We start from the raw sequence: 17,510 nt of genomic DNA on the forward strand, positions 1-17,510 counted from the left end.
TACCATGGCGGCTCTGTTACTTCAGGTGTCTGATCATGGCATTTCGCCCTCTTACGGCCAGAGCACCCGCCGTTCTGCTTCGCGAAGCCAAACCGCTGAAAGCCATCTTCGGCCACGCTCAACGCCTGGGTCATTTACAACGTCTGCTGGAAAGCCAATTGCAGCCCGCCGCCCGCGAGCATTGCCATGTGGCGTCGTGGCGCGAAGGCAGTTTGTTGCTGATAGTGACCGACGGACATTGGGCAACCCGCCTGCGTTATCAGCAAAAGCGTCTGCAACGTCAATTACAGATGTTCGACGAGTTCGCCAGCCTGACGCGGATTCTGTTCAAGGTTCAGCCGCCCACGGTTCAGCAAGGGGCGGCCGGCCATACCATCAGCTTGTCGACCAATGCAGGCGCGACCATTCAGGCCACGGCCGACGGGATCAGCGATCCGAACCTGCGGGCGGCGCTGGAACGCCTTGCGGCGCACGCCAAACCCAAGACCTGAAATCACCGATTTCTGTAGGAGCATGGCTTGCCCGCGATAGAAGCGCCGCAGGGCAACAGATACACCGCGTTATCGTTCATCGCGGGCAAGCCATGCTCCTACAGGGTTCAGCGGCGTTTGCTGCCGCCGAGCAGCGAGCCCATCAAGCCGCGTACCAACTGTCGGCCCAATTGATTGGCTGCCTGGCGCATCGCTGATTTCAGTGCCTGCCCCGCCGCGGTGCCGAGGAATTCCCCGGCCTTGTCGGTGAAGCTTGGCTCTTCGGCTGCAGGTTTGCCCGCAGCAGCGTCAGGCTCTGGCGCCAACCCTTTGCGCCCCATCAACACTTCATAAGCCGATTCGCGATCAACGGGTTTGTCATACCGCCCCTTGAATGGCGACCCCGAGATCAGCACTGTGCGTTCAGTCTCGCTCAACGGCCCGATCCGCGATTGCGGCGGCGCAACCAACACCCGCTGGACGATCTCCGGCGTACCTTTTTCCTGCAACGTGCCGACCAGCGCCTCGCCAATTCCAAGCTCGGTCAGCACCGACAAGGCATCGAATGCCGGGTTCGGCCGGAAGCCCTCGGCCACTGCTCGCAGGGATTTCTGCTCCTTGGCGGTGAACGCGCGCAAACCATGCTGAATGCGCAAACCGAGCTGAGCCAGCACGTCATCCGGCAAGTCGCCCGGCGATTGGGTGACGAAATACACGCCAACGCCTTTCGAGCGAATCAACCGCACCACTTGCTCAAGACGATCCTGCAACGCCTTTGGCGTACCGGCGAACAATAAATGCGCTTCGTCGAAAAACAGCGCCAGCAGCGGTTTGTCCGAATCGCCGCGCTCTGGCAATTGCTCGAACAGTTCGGCCAACAGCCACAACAGGAACGTCGCGTAGACCTTCGGCGCTTCGTGCACCAGACGGCTGGCATCGAGCAAATGAATGCGCCCGCGGCCCTCGGCGGTCGGCTGCAAAATGTCTTCGAGTTGCAGCGCCGGCTCACCGAACAATGCCTCGGCGCCCTGCTGTTCCAGGGTCGCCAGACGCCGCAACAGCGCCTGACTGGAACCGGTGGTCAGCAGCGCGGCGTCATCGCCCAGCAATTCGGGGTTGTCACGCAGGTGATTGAGCAGTGCCTTCAGGTCCTTGAGGTCCAGCAGCAACAGCCCTTCACGGTCCGCCACCTTGAACGCGGCGTACAGCGCTGACTGTTGACTGTCAGTCAGCTCCAGCAGGCTGCCAATCAATAACGGCCCCATTTCGCTCAAGGTTGTGCGCAACGGATGACCGGACTGACCGTGAATGTCCCACAGGGTCACCGGATACGCTTGAGGCGTGTGGTTCAGCCAAGGCATCCCGGCGATCCGCTCGGCGACTTTGCCTTGAGGGTTGCCGGCGGCGCCCAGACCACACAGGTCACCCTTGATATCGGCGGCGAACACCGCCACGCCGGCATCGCTGAATGCTTCGGCCATCCGTTGCAAAGTGACGGTTTTGCCCGTCCCGGTAGCGCCCGCGACCAAACCATGACGGTTCGCCAGACGCATGGCCTGGGCAATGGGCTGCCCGGCGAGGTCGGCACCGATAACGAGTTGCAATGAGTCAGGCATTTTGTCCCCCATGGTTAATCTTTGATCCTTCACGGCCGATAGAAATAAGCGAGAGACCCAATTGAAAGCAAGGTCCGACATTCCCCTATGGAGAGCAGGAATTACCGACTCGCTCCATTGCGCACTCATTTTGCGCGCATTAACAGCAACGCGCCCCGAACAATAAGACCTTAGCGGACACCCCGAGCCATGAACAAAAATCTGCGCTTCAGCCATAAAATCCTGCTTGCAGCCGCCCTCATCGTCATTGCCGCCTTCGCCTCGTTCACGCTGTACAACGACTATTTGCAGCGCAACGCCATTCGCGAAGACCTGGATAACTACCTCAATGAGATGGGAGACGTCACCGCCAACAACATCCAGACCTGGCTCGCCGGTCGTATCCTGCTGATCGACAACCTCGCCCAGAACATCGCCATCAACCCCGAACAGGCCACCGTCTCCAGCCTGCTTGAGCAGAAAGCCCTGACGTCGACCTTCATGGCGTCCTACCTGGGCGACGCCACCGGCCACTTCACCATCCGCCCGGATGCGAAGATGCCCGACGGCTTCGACCCTCGGGTTCGCCCTTGGTACAAAGGCGCCGAAAGCAGCAGCACCGCCACCCTGACCGAACCCTACATCGACGCAGCCACCGGCCAGACCATCATCTCGATCGCCACTGCCTCGAAAAAGGCCGGGCAAAGCGTGGGTGTGGTGGGCGGCGACCTGAGCCTGCAAACCCTGATCGACACCCTCAGCGCCCGCGACTTCAACGGCATGGGTTACGCGTTCCTTGTCAGCGCCGACGGCAAGATTCTGGTCCACCCGGACAAAGCGCTGGTGATGAAGTCCCTGAGCGAGGCGTACCCGAAAAACACCCCGCGCCTGAGCAGCGACTTCAGTGAAGTGGAAGTCGACGGCAAAACCCGCATCGTCACCTTCACCCCGATCAAAGGCCTGCCATCGGTCAACTGGTACATCGGCCTGTCGGTGGATAAAGACAAAGCCTTCTCGATGCTCAGCGAATTCCGCGCCTCGGCGGTCGTTGCGACGGTCATTGCCGTGGCCATCATCATCGCTCTGCTGGGCATGCTGATCCGCATCCTGATCCAGCCGCTGCACGTCATGACCCGCGCCATGGCGGACATCGCCGACGGCGAAGGCGACCTGACCAAACGCCTGACCATCGTGAACAACGATGAATTCGGCGTTCTCGGTACCGCGTTCAACCGCTTCGTGGAACGCATTCACGGTTCGATCCGCGAAGTGTCGTCGGCCACCGGGCAAGTCAACGAAGTAGCTCTGCGTGTAGTGGCCGCCTCGAACTCGTCGATGTTCAACTCCGACCAACAGGCTTCGCGCACCAGCAGCGTGGCCGCGGCGATCAACCAGCTCGGCGCCGCCGCTCAGGAAATCGCCCGCAACGCAGCACAAGCATCGAGTCAGGCCAGCGATGCCCGCAGCCTGGCCGAAGACGGCCAGCAAGTGGTGGACCGCAGCATTGCCGCGATGAATCAACTGTCGAGCATGCTCAGCGCCTCGAGCACCAACATCGAATCGCTGAACAGCAAAACCGTGAACATCGGGCAGATTCTCGAAGTGATCACCAGCATCTCCCAGCAAACCAACCTGCTGGCGCTCAACGCAGCCATCGAAGCGGCGCGCGCCGGTGAAGCCGGGCGTGGTTTTGCCGTGGTGGCCGATGAAGTGCGCAACCTGGCGCATCGCACTCAAGAATCGGCGCAACAAGTGCAGACCATGATCGAGGAGCTGCAAGTCGGCGCCCGCGAATCCGTCAGCACCATGAGCGACAGCCAGCGCCACAGTCAGGACAGCGTCGAAATCGCCAACCTGGCCGGCGAGCGGTTGAACAGCGTGACGTTGCGTATTGGCGAGATTGACGGGATGAACCAGTCGGTGGCCACGGCGACCGAGGAACAGACGGCGGTGGTGGAGTCGATCAACGTCGACATTACCGAGATCAACACACTGAATCAGGAAGGGGTGGAAAACCTGCAGTCGACGTTGCGGGCGTGTTCGGATCTTGAGCAGCAGGCGGCGCGGCTTAAACAGTTGGTAGGCAGTTTCCGTATTTAATGTCTGAACTGGCCTCATCGCGGGCAAGCCATGCTCCTACAGGTTCACGCTAAACCCTGTAGGAGCATGGCTTGCCCGCGATGGCGGTCTGTAACACACCGCAAAAACCTCGCCGCCGCCCCGCCACAAAACCCCAACCGAACATCTATCCTTCATAAAGGTCAACCTAGGGAGCCCAACGGACCGGAGGGATGTTCATCGTGCATATCGCTGACATAACCATGTTCTACGCCCCTGCCAGCGGTGGCGTGCGCACTTATCTGGATGCAAAGCACCGTCGCCTGAGCATCAAGCCGGGCATTCGCCACAGTCTGCTGATCCCTGGGGCTTACTTCAGTGAACGGGATGGCGTTTACACGGTTCCGGCCCCCGCCCTGCCCTTCGGCAAGGGTTATCGTTTTCCTCTCCGTCTCGCGCCATGGCGCAATGTTCTGCAGGACTTACAACCCGACCTGATCGAGGTCGGCGACCCCTACCTCACCGCTTGGGCGGCCCTCGACGCCCGGCGGCAACTCGATGTTCCTGTGATCGGCTTTTATCATTCGGACCTGCCGCTGCTGGTCAGCAATCGCATGGGCAACTGGGTCACCACCAACGTCGAAGCCTATGTCAGCAAGCTCTATGGCAACTTCGATCGGGTTCTGGCGCCAAGCCAGGTCATGGCCAACAAATTGATCGGGCTGGGGGTGAAGAACGTTTTCGTGCAACCGCTGGGCGTCGACTTGCAAACCTTCAATCCCATGGCACGAGACACGGGCCTGCGGGCCGAATTGGGCATTGATGAAAACACTCATTTGCTGATCTTCGCCGGGCGCGGCTCCAAGGAAAAAAACCTGCCGGTGCTGCTCGACTGCATGAAACGCCTGGGCCCACGCTATCACCTGCTGCTGGTAGGTTCGTCGATGCCGGCCGCAGTGCCCGACAACGTTACCGTGATCGGTGAGTTCTGTCCGGCGGCACACGTGGCGCGATTGATGGCCAGCGCCGATGCGCTGCTGCACGCCGGTGATCAGGAAACATTCGGCCTGGTGGTTCTTGAAGCCATGGCCAGCGGCATTCCGGTGGTGGCCGTGGCGGCCGGGGCCTTTCAGGAAATCATCACCGATCAATGCGGCCTGCTCTGCCCGCCGAATAATCCATCGGCGATGGCCAGCGCCGTACGCGAGCTGTTCAGCTCGGGCAGCGTGGTTTTGGGCAAACAGGCCCGCAGCCATGTCGAGCGGCATTACTCCTGGGACACGGTGGTCAACAGCCTGCTGGGGCATTATCGCGCCGTACTTGGCAGCCACTTGCCGCTGACCGCCAATGGTTGAGCCCATGAACCCGCCCAGCCTGTTACTCGTGCTGCACGACGTCGCACCGCAAACCTGGGCCGATTATCAACCCTTTGTCGACGCCGTCGACGCCTTGGGCGAGGTGCCGATGACCTGGCTGGTGGTGCCCAATTTCCACAAGCACAACGATCTGGAGGAGCATCCGGGATTTCGACGTTTGCTCACCCGTCGTATCGCACGAGGTGACGAACTGGCATTGCACGGTTACTTTCATTGCGATGAAGCGCCCACTCCCACTACGCCACGAGACTGGTTCATGCGCCGGATCTACACCCACGAAGGCGAGTTTTACAGCCTGTCTCAAGCAGCCGCCCTCGCCCGCCTGCGCGCCGGCATCGAAGTGTTCCACCGTTATCACTGGCCGCTGGAGGGTTTCGTCGCCCCGGCCTGGTTGATGAGCGAAGGGACGCGCCAGGCCTTGCGCCAGTTACCCCTGAGTTACACCAGCGATCCGCAGCATCTGTATCGTCTGCCGGACTTTACCGCGGTCGACGCGCCGGGGCTGGTCTGGAGTGCGCGCAGTGCCTGGCGCCGGGGGTTGTCGAAGCTAGTCAGTGATCAACGCGAACAACGCTGGCAGCAAGCACCGGTGATCCGTCTTGGCTTGCACCCGGTGGATATGCGCCATGGGTTCTCGCGCACTTACTGGTTGCAAACCCTCAAGCGCTTGCTCGACGAGGGACGTGTGCCGATGACCAAGGCACGCTGGCTGGCGCTGCAAAGCGACCGTATGGGTCGCGCCGCATGAGTCGCGGGATTCTGCTGCTCGTCGCACTGCTCGCTGCGGTGCTGATTCCGTCGCTGCTGGGCGGTAACGAAACCTGGTATCGACTGCAAAGCTTTCCGCTGAACTGGCTGCTGATCATGTTCGGCATGATCCTGTTGTGCTGGGTGCTGAACACGATGCGCTTGCGCCTGTTGCTCGGGGATCAGCGCGACAAGGTGGGCCCGCTAAAAAGCCTCGGGGTGGTGATGGCCGCCGAATTCGCTTATTGCGCAACACCGGGCGGCAGCGGCGGTCCGCTGACGATCATGGCGTTGTTGGCGCGCAATGGCGTGCGTCCTGCCAGGGGCAGCGCCGTGTTTGCCATGGATCAGCTGAGCGATTTGCTGTTTTTTCTCTGCGCGCTGAGCGGGATCCTGATTTACGCGTTGTTCCAGCACCTCAGCCAACGCATGGAATGGCTGCTGACCGTCAGCGCCATTTCGATGTTCGGCGGGTTGTTCAGTTGCGTCGTGGTCGCCCGCTACCATCGAATGCTGATTCGTCTGTGCGGTCGGTTGCTCGCTCGTTTGAATGTCAAAGCCACCACGCGCCTGCGCTGGGCGCGAAAACTCCTGCACTTTCTGGCGGCATTCACGGACACATTGAAGCTGCCCTTTCAGACGCTCATCACGGTGTTTGCCCTGACGTGCCTGCATTGGATCTTGCGCTATAGCGTGCTGTATCTGGCGTTGCGTGGGCTCGGGGCGGATTTGCAGTGGGCCTGGAGCTTTCTGATCCAGATGCTTTCGCTAAGTGCGGGGCAATTCAGCCTGTTGCCGGGCGGTGCCGGGGCGGCGGAGTTGACGTCGGCGGCGCTGCTGGCGCCGATGGTGGGAAAATCCACCGCGGCGGCGGCGATTCTGATCTGGCGGGCGGTGACCTATTACTTCTATTTGCTGGTGGGTGGCCCGGTGTTTTTGCTGATGCTCGGGCGGCCGCTGCTGAAGAAGTTGATGAAGTTCAAGCAGGCGTAGCTTTGTCGTCGGGTTCTTGCTGCAACTGTTCCCACAACTCGGCGGCACCGGGAAACTCCGTGCCGTCTTCGGGGTTCATGTCATCCGGGTCGTAACGACTCAAACACCCTTCGCCCAACGTGGCGGGAGCCTTGGATGTCGCTTTGTCGAGTGGGTCGGCCATGGTCATGTCCTCAGTGCAGAAACGGCGAAGGGCCTGAAGCGATTGAACGCCCAGGCCCTTCGAATTTCAACCGTGTTGAATGGCTATCAGAACACGACGGTTTTGTTGCCGTGCACCAGCACCCGATCTTCCAGGTGATAACGCAGACCACGGGCCAGTACCATCTTCTCGACGTCCCGACCGAAACGCACCATGTCGTCGATGCTGTCACTGTGGCTGACGCGAACGACGTCCTGTTCGATGATCGGACCGGCATCCAGCTCTTCGGTCACGTAGTGGCAAGTAGCGCCGATCAACTTCACGCCACGCATCGAGGCCTGGTGATACGGCTTGGCACCGACGAACGACGGCAGGAAGCTGTGGTGAATGTTGATGACCTTGTGAGCATATTCGCGGCACAACTCGGGCGGCAGGATTTGCATGTAGCGGGCAAGTACGACTACTTCGGCATCGTGCTGTTTGACCAGGCGCGAGACCTCGGCGAATGCTGGCTCTTTATCCTGCGGATTGACCGGTACGTGGTAATACGGAATTCCGTGCCACTCGACCATGCTGCGCAAGTCGTCATGGTTGGAAATAACGCAGGAAATTTCGCAATCCAGCTCATCACTGTGCCAGCGGTGCAACAAGTCGGCGAGGCAGTGAGACTCGCGACTGGCCATCAGTACCACGCGCTTTTTCTGCTCGGTATCGGTGATGCGCCAGTTCATCGAGAACGCTTCGGCAATCGGTGCAAACGCTTCGCGAAAGGCATCGATACCGAAGGGCAGCGAATCGGCACGAATTTCGTGACGCATGAAGAACCAGCCACTGAGATTGTCCGAGTGATGGCTCGCTTCAGTGATCCAGCCGTTATGTGACGCCAGAAAGTTACTGACTTTAGCAACGATGCCGACGCGGTCCGGGCAAGCAATCACCAGCCGAAAAGTGCGCATGAGGGTCAAACTCCAGAACTTCGCAAAGGCGGCCATTCTAGCCATTGCGCAGCAAAACTGCAGTATTGATGACGTTTGGCCCGACACAAAGGTAAGCGGAACAGGTTCTGGCAGCACCGAAAACCCGCGCGATGGTGTTCCTGTTGCCCATCTTCAAGTGCTCAATTGTGAATATTCGTGATGACTGCATCACACTATTTAACTACACCGGCAATTTATGCCTATTCACCGTAACTAATTTAAATAAAACTTCGGTTAAATGTTTACTTGATGAAACACCCTGACTATTATTGCCGCACTGTCACCTGCCATCCAGCGCCCCAACATAAGGTAGTCCTCATGTCCTTGATCAACGAATATCGCGCCACCGAAGAAGCTATCAAAGAGCTGCAAGCCCGTTTGAAGAACCTGTCCCAAGACGACAAACTGCAAACCGAGCTGGAATTCGAAGGCAAACTGCGCACCCTGATGGGCGAGTACTCCAAGTCTCTGCGTGACATCATTGCGCTATTGGATCCAGAGTCCAAAACCAAAGCACCACGCGGCGGCGCAGTAAAAACTACTGGCACCAAGCGTGCTCGCAAAGTTAAGCAATACAAAAACCCGCACAACGGCGAAGTCATCGAAACCAAAGGTGGCAACCACAAAACTCTGAAAGAGTGGAAAGCCAAGTGGGGCGGTGACGTGGTTGAAGGCTGGGCTACCCTGCTGGGCTAAGTCGCAGAGCTTGTCGCTGACTCATCCGCGACAAAAAAGAACGCCAGCATCTGCTGGCGTTTTTTTATGCCCGGGATTCAGCACCCGAACATTTTCGATTTCAAAGATTCAAACGTTTGCGTAATGCCTGAACATGATTCTGCCATTCATTCAGCACCTCTCGCTGAAACGATGTAGCACTAATGCTCCATTGAGCTGCGGCTTCTACAAAAGTTTCCAGCGTATTGGGCGCTCCCCACTCGGGGGCTGACAAACGTTGCTGACAGAATATTCGCCAGCGTTCTTGCTCTTCGAAACTCAACGTATCGGGGAAGTTGCGTGCGCGATATCGAAACAATAATTCCGGCAATCGTTCGTCATCGAAAGGCCATTGTTGTTGCGCTAATTGAGCCGGGTCGGCAGCTCTGACTTGCTCACAAAGACGTCGATCCCGATCACCGATAAAACCATCGTATAACTGTTGCTCAGGGTCTTGGCTCGAGGTGAAATCTTCGCGGGCGTAAATCGCCTGAATTTTATTTCGCCAAACTGTTTGTGCGTCACTTAGCCGCAGCGCGCGCTCTTGGTAGAGCGACATATCCAGACCCAAACGTTGCTGATCTTCAGTGCGAAGTACCGACAACGGCGCCACCACCGGGCATTTATTGATGTGGATAAGTTTGAGCGGCACCGGCAACTCGCCCTCGGCCAAGTCATCACGGCGGGTATATAGCCGTTGGCGCAAGGTGTCGGCATCAAGATCGAGCAAGCCCTGAGGGTCCAGGTGCAGGTCACAGACAATCAAGGCGTTCTTGTTGCGCGGGTGCCAGGCCAAGGGCAACACCACACCGACATAATTGCGCGCCGCTGAAAAGCGCCCGGAGATGTGCACCATTGGCTGCAACAGTCGAATCTGATCCATCACCTTTTGTTTGCCGCGCAACTGAAACAACCAGTCATACAACTTCGGCTGCTTTTCCCGGATCAGGCGCGCCAGGGCGATGGTGGCGCGAACGTCCGATAGCGCTTCGTGAGCATTTCCGTGATCAATGCCATTGGCGGCGGTCAGGCGTTCGAGTTTGAGCGTTGTCCGCCCCTCGTCGTCCGTCGGCCAAACGATGCCGTCAGGGCGCAAGGCAAAGGCTGCACGCACCACATCGATCAGGTCCCAGCGGCTATTACCGCCCTGCCACTCGCGCGCGTAAGGGTCGAAAAAGTTTCGGTAAAGACTGTAACGGGTCATCTCGTCATCGAAACGCAGCGTGTTGTACCCCGCCCCACACGTGCCGGGCGCAGCGAGTTGGGTGTGCACCCGGGTCATGAAATCGGCTTCGCTCAAGCCTTGCTCGGCCAACCGGCCGGGCGTAATACCCGTGATCACGCAGGCTGCCGGATGGGGCAGGATGTCTTCACTGGGCTGGCAGTAAAGGTTGACCGGCTCGTCTATTTCATTGAGATCGAAGTCAGTGCGAATCCCCGCCATTTGCAGCGGGCGGTCGCAACGGGGGTTGATGCCAGTGGTTTCATAGTCGTACCAGAAGATAGAGGTCACGGGCTATTCCTGAACTGAAGATCGGCGAAGTCTAGGCGTTCACATCCCGCCCCGGCCAGTAATCTCGTCATTCAATCACCTCCGGCCACTTGCCGTGCACTACATAGTTATGTCGTTTTCCCCCGAGAGGCTGCTAGCATCGGACGGACATCGAATCCCGAACAGGCCACATCAAGGTTGCCCATGCTCGAGACCACAGCACTGCCAAGGAAAGCGACGCTGTCCCCGCCACTGGATACGCGGTATCAAATCGAAACGCCGGAAGGCATCGACCTGCCACTGCGCCCGGCCGGGTTGATGGCCCGTGCGCTCGCGTTCTCCATCGACCTCGGATTGCGCGGGTTGATCGTTGGCCTGCTGTTTATTGTCCTGGCGTTCCTCGGCAAACTCGGCGCGGGGCTCGGCTCAATTCTGCTGTTCGTGGTGAGCTGGTGGTACATGGTGCTGTTCGAAGTGCTCAATCAGGGCCGTTCGCCAGGCAAGCAATGGATGGGCCTGCGGGTGGTGCAGGACGATGGCACGCCGATCGGCTGGTCGGCTTCGCTGCTGCGCAACCTGCTGCGATTTGTCGACATGTTGCCATTCGGCTATTTCCTCGGGGCCATCAGTTGCCTGCAACATCCCACCTTCAAACGCCTCGGCGATCTGGCCGCCGGCACGCTGGTGATCTACCGCGAACAACCGCTCGCCCGACCACAACTGCCCGCCGTCCAGCCGCGGCGCCCGGCCTTTGCGCTGACGCTGACCGAACAGCGCGCCATCCTCGGGTTTGCCGAGCGTCAGGGTGAACTCTCTGAAGCACGAGTCAAAGAGCTGGCGGCCATACTCGCGCAACCGTTGCAGGTGTCGGCGCCAGGGGCCGTGGACGAACTCAATGGCATCGCCCGCGGCTTGTTGGGCCCCACATGAAGCAAAGCCTTTTCGAAACTCGCCACAAGGCCGAATGGGAGCAATTTTCTCTCGTGCTTGAACAGCTGGAGCAAGGCAAGGAAGCAGAGCGAGTCGCCGCTTTCCCCAGCGATTATCGTCGTCTCTGCCAGCATCTGGCGCTGGCCCAGGAACGTGGTTACAGCAGCTTTCTGATCGACTCGTTACAGCAACAAGTGCTGCGCGGGCATCAACAGCTTTATCGCCACCGCAGTCGACTGGCTGGCAACGTACTGGGTTTCATCCTGGCTGACTTCCCGCGACTGGTGCGCCAACAGTGGCGCTTCGTGCTCGCCGCCGGCCTGATGTTTTTTGGCAGCCTGATCGGCATCGCACTGCTGGTGTATCTGTTCCCCGACCTGGTCTACAACCTGATCCCGGCCGAGCAGGTCAGCGAGATGCAAGGCATGTACGACCCCGAGGCCGGTCACCTGGGGCGCTCGGCGGAACGAGCGGCCAGTGAAGACTGGGTGATGTTCGGTTACTACATCATGCACAACATCGGCATTGCCTTTCAGACCTTCGCCAGCGGTTTGCTGTTTGGCCTGGGCAGCGCGTTTTTCCTGTTCTTCAACGGTTTGATGATCGGCGCGGTGGCCGGGCACCTGACGCATATTGGCTACGGGCAAACCTTCTGGTCATTCGTGGTTGGCCACGGCGCCTTCGAACTCAGTGCCATCGCCCTGGCCGGTGCCGCCGGCCTGCAACTGGGTTGGGCATTGATCGCGCCGGGACGCCTGCCCCGTTCCGAAGCGTTGCGCCTGGCGGCACGCAAAAGCGTGCTGCTGATTTGCGGAGTCATGCTGTTTCTGCTGATTGCGGCGTTTATCGAAGCTTACTGGTCGTCCACGGTCGGGGTCGCGCCAATGACCAAATACCTGGTGGGTGCAGGGCTCTGGTTGTTGGTGGCGACTTATCTGCTGTTTGCCGGACGGACCCGCCATGCGCCTGAGTGATGCCACGGCAGTGATCCGCCCGCGCACCACCTGGGAAGCCATGGACCTGGGCGTCCTGCTGAGCCAGCGACATCGACGCCTGCTGATGACCAGTTGGGCCATCGTGACCTTGCCGGTTTTCGCCCTGCTCAGCTGGGTGCTGTGGGATTCGCCCTCCCTCGCCGTGTTCATTTTCTGGTGGCTGAAACCGGCGTTCGACCGCCTGCCGCTGTACATACTGTCCAATGCCATGTTTGGCGAAACACCCACCCTGAAACAGGCGCTGCGCCAATTTCCGCGGCTGCTCCAACCGCAACTGCTGGCGAGTCTGACCTGGCGGCGCCTGAGCCTGAGTCGCAGTTTCCTGATGCCGGTGGTGCAACTCGAAGGGCTGAGTGGGCAAGCGCGACAACAGCGTTTGCAGGTGCTATTGCAGCGCAATGCCGGTGCCGCGCGGTGGCTGACCATCATCGGCGTGCATCTGGAAACCGCGCTTTGGATCGGCCTGATGGTGTTGTTCTACCTGTTCTTGCCCCAACAGGTCGAACTCGACTGGAACTGGCAGACCTTGATCACCGCCGCTACACAAGACTGGCGATGGCTGGAACACCTGACCAATGCCTTTTATGCACTGGTGCTGATTGTCTGGGAACCGGTTTATGTCGCCTGCGGTTTCAGCCTTTATCTGAATCGGCGCACGGTGCTGGAGGCCTGGGATATCGAGCTGGTATTCCGCCGCATGCGCCAACGCTTGAGCTGCGCCGCCGTTACCCTGCTGCTGGCGGCGTTCCTGCTGATGCCGACCGCGCAAACCGTCTGGGCCGCCGAGCCAATCATTTCACCCGACAGCCCACGCCTGCTGGACCAGCCACTGACCAGTCAGGCGTCCCGGGATAGCATTAAGGCGATCCTCGATCAGCCTCCGTTCAAGAACAAGGAATCGGTCACGCGCTATCGGTTTGGCGAGGACCAACCCGCCACCGACACGGCGGACGATGACCCAACAACCGAATGGCTGGAGGCGCTGCTCAAGCTTCTGGACAACCAACGATTCGGCGCAGCGGCCACGCTGATTGAAGCCGTGCTGTGGAGTGTCGTGATCGGTGCCATCGGTTTATTGATCTGGCATTACCGTGACTGGTTGCAAGCCTTCGTCAGCCGTCGACCGGCCTTGAACAGCAAAGTCGCGCGGCCATTACCGCAACAGGCTTTCGGCCTGGACCTCAGCCGTGAAACCCTGCCCGCCGACATCGCCGCCAGCGCCGAACGCCTCTGGCAAACCCATCCTCGCGAGGCCCTCGGATTGCTCTATCGCGGTCTGCTCAGCCACTTGCTGCACGACTTCAACATGGCGCTGAAACCCGCCGACACCGAAGGCCAGGTCCTGGAGCGCATCGAACACCTGCAACAACCTGCCTTGCTGGCCTTCAGTAAAAACCTGACCGGGCACTGGCAGAACATGGCCTACGGACATCGCCTGCCTCCCGCGCATGTGCAACGGGAACTCTGTGACGGCTGGCGAGCCCTGTTCGGCCCGGGAGCGTTGCGTTGAACCGGCAACGCTGGCTGGCGGTCGGCGTGTTCATTGCCGTGCTAGTGATCGCGCTGGGTGTTTATCTGTACATCAAGGCAACGCCCTATCAAGCAGACATCGATCACGGCCCCTCGCCCGAAGCCCAGGCCAATCCTTACCTCGCTGCCGAGCATTTTCTGCGCAAACAGGGACTGTCGGTGAACCACGCCAACAGCCTCGACATCCTGCCAACCCTCGAACCCCATCAGCACAGTCTGTTGTTGCTCGGGGACCGGTACAACATGACCCCGCGCCAGATCGATCAGTTGTTGAACTGGACCCGGGCCGGCGGGCGTCTTTTGTTTGTCGCCCAGTCGTTGTGGGATGAAAAGACCGGCCAAAGCAATGACCGGTTGCTTGATCGGGTGCAGATTCACCAGTCGCTGAGCAAAGACCTCAAGGATCCGCCGCCCGCTATCGACGACAATCCTTACCCCAAACTGACCAAGCTGTATCTGGAAGACGAAAACGCGCCGGCCTACGCCAGTTTCGATACCGCGTTCCATCTCGACGACCCGAAAAACCTCGCGCAAGCCTGGGCCAACAGCGGCAAGGCCACTCATATGATGCAACTGACCCACGGGCTCGGTTCGATCACCGTGGTTACCGACGCCGACCTGTGGAAAACCCCGGCCATCGACCAGTACGACAACGCCTGGCTGCTCTGGTACCTGACGGCGGACACGAACGTGACCCTGCTGTTCAATACCGATCACGACAATCTGCTGACCTTGCTCCTGCGCTATTTCCCTCAAGCATTGGTCGCCCTTTTTGCCCTGATCGGTCTTGGCTTCTGGCACGTCGGCGTGCGCCAGGGTCCGCTGCAGGAACCGGCCCCGAGAGCCCGTCGCCAACTTCAGGAACACCTGCGCGCCAGCGCCGATTTCATGCTGCGCCGAAACGGTCAGCAGCACCTGCTGCAAGCCTTGCAGCACGACATCTTGCGCCGTGTGCGGCGCCGTCATCCCGGTTTCGAACAACTCGGCGTTGCCGAACAATGGCTGGTGCTCGCACGCCTGACCGGCCAACCCACACGCGCTATCAGCCAGGCCATGAGCCCGCGACCGAAGCAGCGGCTGTCCAGCGCTGAATTCAGCCGTCAGGTCGCCCACCTGCAAACCTTGAGGAACGCCTTATGAGTGAACAGATCGAGCCCGGCACACTGAGCCACGCTGCGCAGCAACGCCAGCGCGCCAGCCAACTGGCCCAAGCGGTACGGACCGAATTACAGAAAGCCGTGATCGGCCAGAACACAGTGATCGACGACGTCCTCACCGCTCTGATTGCTGGTGGCCACGTATTGCTCGAAGGCGTTCCGGGACTGGGCAAGACGTTGCTGGTACGCGCCCTCGCCCGCTGCTTCGGCGGCGAGTTCGCACGTATCCAGTTCACTCCGGATTTAATGCCCAGCGATGTCACCGGACATGCGGTGTACGACATGCAGACCGAACAATTCAAACTGCGCAAAGGTCCGTTGTTCACCAACCTTTTGCTGGCCGACGAGATCAACCGCGCCCCGGCGAAAACCCAGGCCGCGCTGCTCGAAGCCATGCAGGAACGGCAAGTCACCCTCGAAGGCCGCGCCCTGCCCATCGTGCAACCGTTCATGGTGCTCGCCACGCAAAACCCAATCGAACAGGAAGGCACTTACCCGCTGCCGGAAGCCGAACTCGACCGCTTCATGCTCAAGGTACGCATGGACTACCCCGACGCTGAGCAGGAATTGAACATGGTCCGCCAGGTCAGCCGCTCGACCCGGGCCGACATGCTCGATGTGCAACCGCTGCGCACCGTGTTGCAAGCCAAAGACGTGTTGGCCTTGCAACGCATCGCCAGCGATCTGCCGCTGGACGACCAGGTCCTCGATTACGCCGTGCGCCTGGCCCGCACCACCCGCAACTGGCCGGGCCTGATCCTCGGCGCCGGGCCTCGGGCTTCCATTGCTCTGGTGCGCTGCGCTCGGGCCCGAGCGTTGTTGCGTGGTGGCGAGTTTGTGATCCCGGATGACATCAAAGGCTGCGCCTTGGCGGTGTTGCGTCACCGGGTGCGGATTGCGCCGGAACTGGACATCGAAGGTCTGGATGTCGATCAAGTGCTCAAGCAACTGCTCGATCAAGTGCCGGCGCCCCGCCTGTGAAACCCTCGCGCCTGCTGTTGATCTGGCTCGCAATGCTGCTAGCCATCGGCATCGTACTGGGTGCGTTGCGGGCATTGGAATTCGCGGTTCCCTCGAGCCTGTTGTCGATCAACTGGGGATTGCTGCTGGCGCTGCTGGCCTTGGCGATACTCGACGGCGTCCGTCTCAAACGACTGCCCTCGCCCCGCCTGCAACGGCAGATGCCCGGCAGCCTTGCACTCGGCCGATGGAGCGAAGTACGACTGGAGATCGAGCATGACTTTCACCAGCCACTGAACATCGAGATTTTCGACCATGTACCGGAAGGTCTGAGCTTCGAAAACCTGCCCCTGTCGGTCGAATTGCAACCCGGCCAGCACAGCCAGATCGGCTATCGCCTGCGCCCACTCAAGCGCGGGCATTTCACCTTCGAACACTGCGAACTCAACCTGCCGAGCCCATTGGGTTTATGGTCCGACAAACGCCTGCTCAACGTGGCCGACAACACCCGCGTCTACCCCGACTTCGCCCGTCTCTACGGCGGCCAACTGTTGGCGGTGGACAACTGGCTCAGCCAACTTGGCGTGCGCCAACGCCAGCGACGCGGCCTGGGTATGGAGTTTCATCAGCTGCGTGAATTCCGCGAAGGCGACAGCCTGCGCCAGATCGACTGGAAAGCCACCGCCCGCCAACGCACGCCCATCGCCCGGGAATACCAGGACGAACGCGATCAACAAATCATTTTCATGCTCGATTGCGGCCGCCGGATGCGCAGCCAGGATGGCGAACTCGCCCATTTCGATCACGCACTGAATGCCTGCCTGTTGCTCAGCTACATCGCCCTGCGCCAAGGCGATGCGGTAGGCCTGAGTACCTTCGCCAGCGATCGACCGCATTACCTCGCCCCGGTCAAAGGCACTGAACAACTCAAAGTCCTGCTCAACACCGTTTACGACCTCAACAACACCCAGCGCCCCGCCGACTACCAGGCCGCCGCCAGCCAACTGCTGGCCCGCCAAAAACGCCGGGCGCTGGTGGTGCTGGTCACCAATCTGCGGGATGAGGACGACGATGAACTGCTGACCGCGGTCAAGCGCCTGAGCAAACAGCATCGGGTGCTGGTGGCGAGTCTGCGCGAAGACGTGCTCGATACGCTGCGGCACACCCCGGTGCAAACTTTGTCGGAGGCGCTGGCTTATTGCGGGACGGTGGATTACTTGAATGAACGGGCGGAGCTCCATGAGCGGTTGAGTGCTCATGGAGTGTCGGTGGTGGATGCTCGGCCCGGGGAGCTGGGTAGCCACATTGTGACGCGCTATCTGGCCTGGAAAAAAGCGGGAGCATTCTAGGCTCTTTACTGAAAATACCTGCGCA

At 60.0% G+C, this 17,510-nt stretch carries 16 protein-coding genes and 1 pseudogene; 13 read left to right on the plus strand and 4 right to left on the minus strand.

Features of this window, described 5'->3' with window-relative positions; genetic code table 11:
- Positions 1 to 35: 35 nt before the first annotated feature.
- Complete coding sequence (locus ACYZUA_RS25375) at positions 36 to 491, plus strand: DUF721 domain-containing protein (protein ID WP_461961066.1); 456 nt, start codon at positions 36 to 38, stop codon at positions 489 to 491.
- Between the two features lie 107 nt (positions 492 to 598).
- Here the strand turns inward: ACYZUA_RS25375 and ACYZUA_RS25380 are convergent, their stop codons facing one another.
- A complete protein-coding gene (locus tag ACYZUA_RS25380; RefSeq protein WP_461961067.1) occupies positions 599 to 2,086 on the minus strand; it encodes a helicase HerA-like domain-containing protein in 1,488 nt (495 codons plus the stop codon).
- Positions 2,087 to 2,419: 333 nt separating this feature from the next.
- Between ACYZUA_RS25380 and ACYZUA_RS25385 the strand changes: the two are divergent.
- The 5 genes and pseudogenes from ACYZUA_RS25385 to ACYZUA_RS25405 form a co-directional block, all read left to right on the plus strand.
- Positions 2,420 to 3,259 (plus strand): annotated as a pseudogene (locus ACYZUA_RS25385) (HAMP domain-containing protein); the annotation flags it as partial.
- Positions 3,260 to 3,400: 141 nt separating this feature from the next.
- The gene (locus tag ACYZUA_RS25390; RefSeq protein WP_461964117.1) at positions 3,401 to 4,165 is read left to right on the plus strand and encodes a methyl-accepting chemotaxis protein; all 765 of its coding nucleotides are present in this window, start codon (positions 3,401 to 3,403) and stop codon (positions 4,163 to 4,165) included.
- Positions 4,166 to 4,356: 191 nt separating this feature from the next.
- On the plus strand, positions 4,357 to 5,478 hold the full coding sequence (locus ACYZUA_RS25395; RefSeq protein WP_461961068.1) for a glycosyltransferase family 4 protein: 1,122 nt from the start codon (positions 4,357 to 4,359) through the stop codon (positions 5,476 to 5,478).
- Positions 5,471 to 6,247: a DUF2334 domain-containing protein gene (locus ACYZUA_RS25400; RefSeq protein ID WP_461961069.1), complete on the plus strand. Its 777-nt coding sequence runs from the start codon at positions 5,471 to 5,473 to the stop codon at positions 6,245 to 6,247. The genes ACYZUA_RS25395 and ACYZUA_RS25400 overlap by 8 nt, the downstream gene beginning before the upstream one ends.
- Positions 6,244 to 7,239, plus strand: coding sequence for a lysylphosphatidylglycerol synthase transmembrane domain-containing protein (locus ACYZUA_RS25405; RefSeq protein ID WP_461961070.1), 996 nt, complete (start codon positions 6,244 to 6,246; stop codon positions 7,237 to 7,239). Before ACYZUA_RS25400 ends, ACYZUA_RS25405 begins: the two co-directional genes overlap by 4 nt.
- Here the strand turns inward: ACYZUA_RS25405 and ACYZUA_RS25410 are convergent.
- Positions 7,226 to 7,402: a hypothetical protein gene (locus tag ACYZUA_RS25410; protein WP_461961071.1), complete on the minus strand. Its 177-nt coding sequence runs from the start codon at positions 7,400 to 7,402 to the stop codon at positions 7,226 to 7,228. The two genes, ACYZUA_RS25405 and ACYZUA_RS25410, sit on opposite strands and share 14 nt — an antisense overlap.
- Positions 7,403 to 7,488: 86 nt before the next feature.
- Positions 7,489 to 8,337, minus strand: coding sequence for a formyltetrahydrofolate deformylase (purU, locus tag ACYZUA_RS25415; protein WP_461961072.1), 849 nt, complete (start codon positions 8,335 to 8,337; stop codon positions 7,489 to 7,491).
- 339 nt (positions 8,338 to 8,676) lie between these two features.
- Here purU and mvaT point away from each other — a divergent pair, with 339 nt between their 5' ends.
- Positions 8,677 to 9,054: a histone-like nucleoid-structuring protein MvaT gene (gene mvaT, locus ACYZUA_RS25420; RefSeq protein WP_007933316.1), complete on the plus strand. Its 378-nt coding sequence runs from the start codon at positions 8,677 to 8,679 to the stop codon at positions 9,052 to 9,054.
- Positions 9,055 to 9,154: 100 nt separating this feature from the next.
- On the opposite strand, the gene sbcB is transcribed toward mvaT, so the two are convergent.
- A complete protein-coding gene (gene sbcB / locus ACYZUA_RS25425) occupies positions 9,155 to 10,585 on the minus strand; it encodes an exodeoxyribonuclease I (protein ID WP_461961073.1) in 1,431 nt (476 codons plus the stop codon).
- A gap of 183 nt (positions 10,586 to 10,768) precedes the next feature.
- Here sbcB and ACYZUA_RS25430 point away from each other — a divergent pair, with 183 nt between their 5' ends.
- Genes ACYZUA_RS25430 through ACYZUA_RS25455 form a run of 6 tightly spaced genes read left to right on the plus strand, consistent with a single transcriptional unit; the run spans position 10,769 to position 17,485 of the window.
- Entirely contained in the window at positions 10,769 to 11,494 is a 726-nt protein-coding gene (locus ACYZUA_RS25430) for an RDD family protein (protein ID WP_461961074.1), read from the plus strand.
- On the plus strand, positions 11,491 to 12,468 hold the full coding sequence (locus tag ACYZUA_RS25435) for a stage II sporulation protein M (RefSeq protein WP_461961075.1): 978 nt from the start codon (positions 11,491 to 11,493) through the stop codon (positions 12,466 to 12,468). Before ACYZUA_RS25430 ends, ACYZUA_RS25435 begins: the two co-directional genes overlap by 4 nt.
- Positions 12,455 to 13,999: a DUF4129 domain-containing protein gene (locus ACYZUA_RS25440; protein WP_461961076.1), complete on the plus strand. Its 1,545-nt coding sequence runs from the start codon at positions 12,455 to 12,457 to the stop codon at positions 13,997 to 13,999. Before ACYZUA_RS25435 ends, ACYZUA_RS25440 begins: the two co-directional genes overlap by 14 nt.
- Complete coding sequence (locus tag ACYZUA_RS25445; RefSeq protein WP_461961077.1) at positions 13,996 to 15,159, plus strand: DUF4350 domain-containing protein; 1,164 nt, start codon at positions 13,996 to 13,998, stop codon at positions 15,157 to 15,159. Before ACYZUA_RS25440 ends, ACYZUA_RS25445 begins: the two co-directional genes overlap by 4 nt.
- Complete coding sequence (locus ACYZUA_RS25450; RefSeq protein ID WP_283181469.1) at positions 15,156 to 16,157, plus strand: AAA family ATPase; 1,002 nt, start codon at positions 15,156 to 15,158, stop codon at positions 16,155 to 16,157. The genes ACYZUA_RS25445 and ACYZUA_RS25450 overlap by 4 nt, the downstream gene beginning before the upstream one ends.
- On the plus strand, positions 16,154 to 17,485 hold the full coding sequence (locus tag ACYZUA_RS25455) for a DUF58 domain-containing protein (RefSeq protein WP_461961078.1): 1,332 nt from the start codon (positions 16,154 to 16,156) through the stop codon (positions 17,483 to 17,485). Before ACYZUA_RS25450 ends, ACYZUA_RS25455 begins: the two co-directional genes overlap by 4 nt.
- Positions 17,486 to 17,510: the final 25 nt, after the last annotated feature.

The organism is Pseudomonas sp. LS2P72, from assembly GCF_054897865.1.

Bases quoted from the DNA above. Each gene is read 5' to 3' on its own strand.
- ACYZUA_RS25390 (WP_461964117.1), top strand. From the start codon at position 3,401: ATGTTCAACTCCGACCAACAGGCTTCGCGCACCAGCAGCGTGGCCGCG.
- purU (WP_461961072.1), bottom strand. From the start codon at position 8,337: ATGCGCACTTTTCGGCTGGTGATTGCTTGCCCGGACCGCGTCGGCATC.
- ACYZUA_RS25375 (WP_461961066.1), top strand. From the start codon at position 36: ATGGCATTTCGCCCTCTTACGGCCAGAGCACCCGCCGTTCTGCTTCGC.
- ACYZUA_RS25410 (WP_461961071.1), bottom strand. From the start codon at position 7,402: ATGGCCGACCCACTCGACAAAGCGACATCCAAGGCTCCCGCCACGTTG.
- ACYZUA_RS25400 (WP_461961069.1), top strand. From the start codon at position 5,471: ATGGTTGAGCCCATGAACCCGCCCAGCCTGTTACTCGTGCTGCACGAC.
- ACYZUA_RS25440 (WP_461961076.1), top strand. From the start codon at position 12,455: ATGCGCCTGAGTGATGCCACGGCAGTGATCCGCCCGCGCACCACCTGG.
- ACYZUA_RS25430 (WP_461961074.1), top strand. From the start codon at position 10,769: ATGCTCGAGACCACAGCACTGCCAAGGAAAGCGACGCTGTCCCCGCCA.
- ACYZUA_RS25405 (WP_461961070.1), top strand. From the start codon at position 6,244: ATGAGTCGCGGGATTCTGCTGCTCGTCGCACTGCTCGCTGCGGTGCTG.
- ACYZUA_RS25395 (WP_461961068.1), top strand. From the start codon at position 4,357: ATGTTCATCGTGCATATCGCTGACATAACCATGTTCTACGCCCCTGCC.
- ACYZUA_RS25435 (WP_461961075.1), top strand. From the start codon at position 11,491: ATGAAGCAAAGCCTTTTCGAAACTCGCCACAAGGCCGAATGGGAGCAA.
- ACYZUA_RS25380 (WP_461961067.1), bottom strand. From the start codon at position 2,086: ATGCCTGACTCATTGCAACTCGTTATCGGTGCCGACCTCGCCGGGCAG.
- ACYZUA_RS25450 (WP_283181469.1), top strand. From the start codon at position 15,156: ATGAGTGAACAGATCGAGCCCGGCACACTGAGCCACGCTGCGCAGCAA.
- mvaT (WP_007933316.1), top strand. From the start codon at position 8,677: ATGTCCTTGATCAACGAATATCGCGCCACCGAAGAAGCTATCAAAGAG.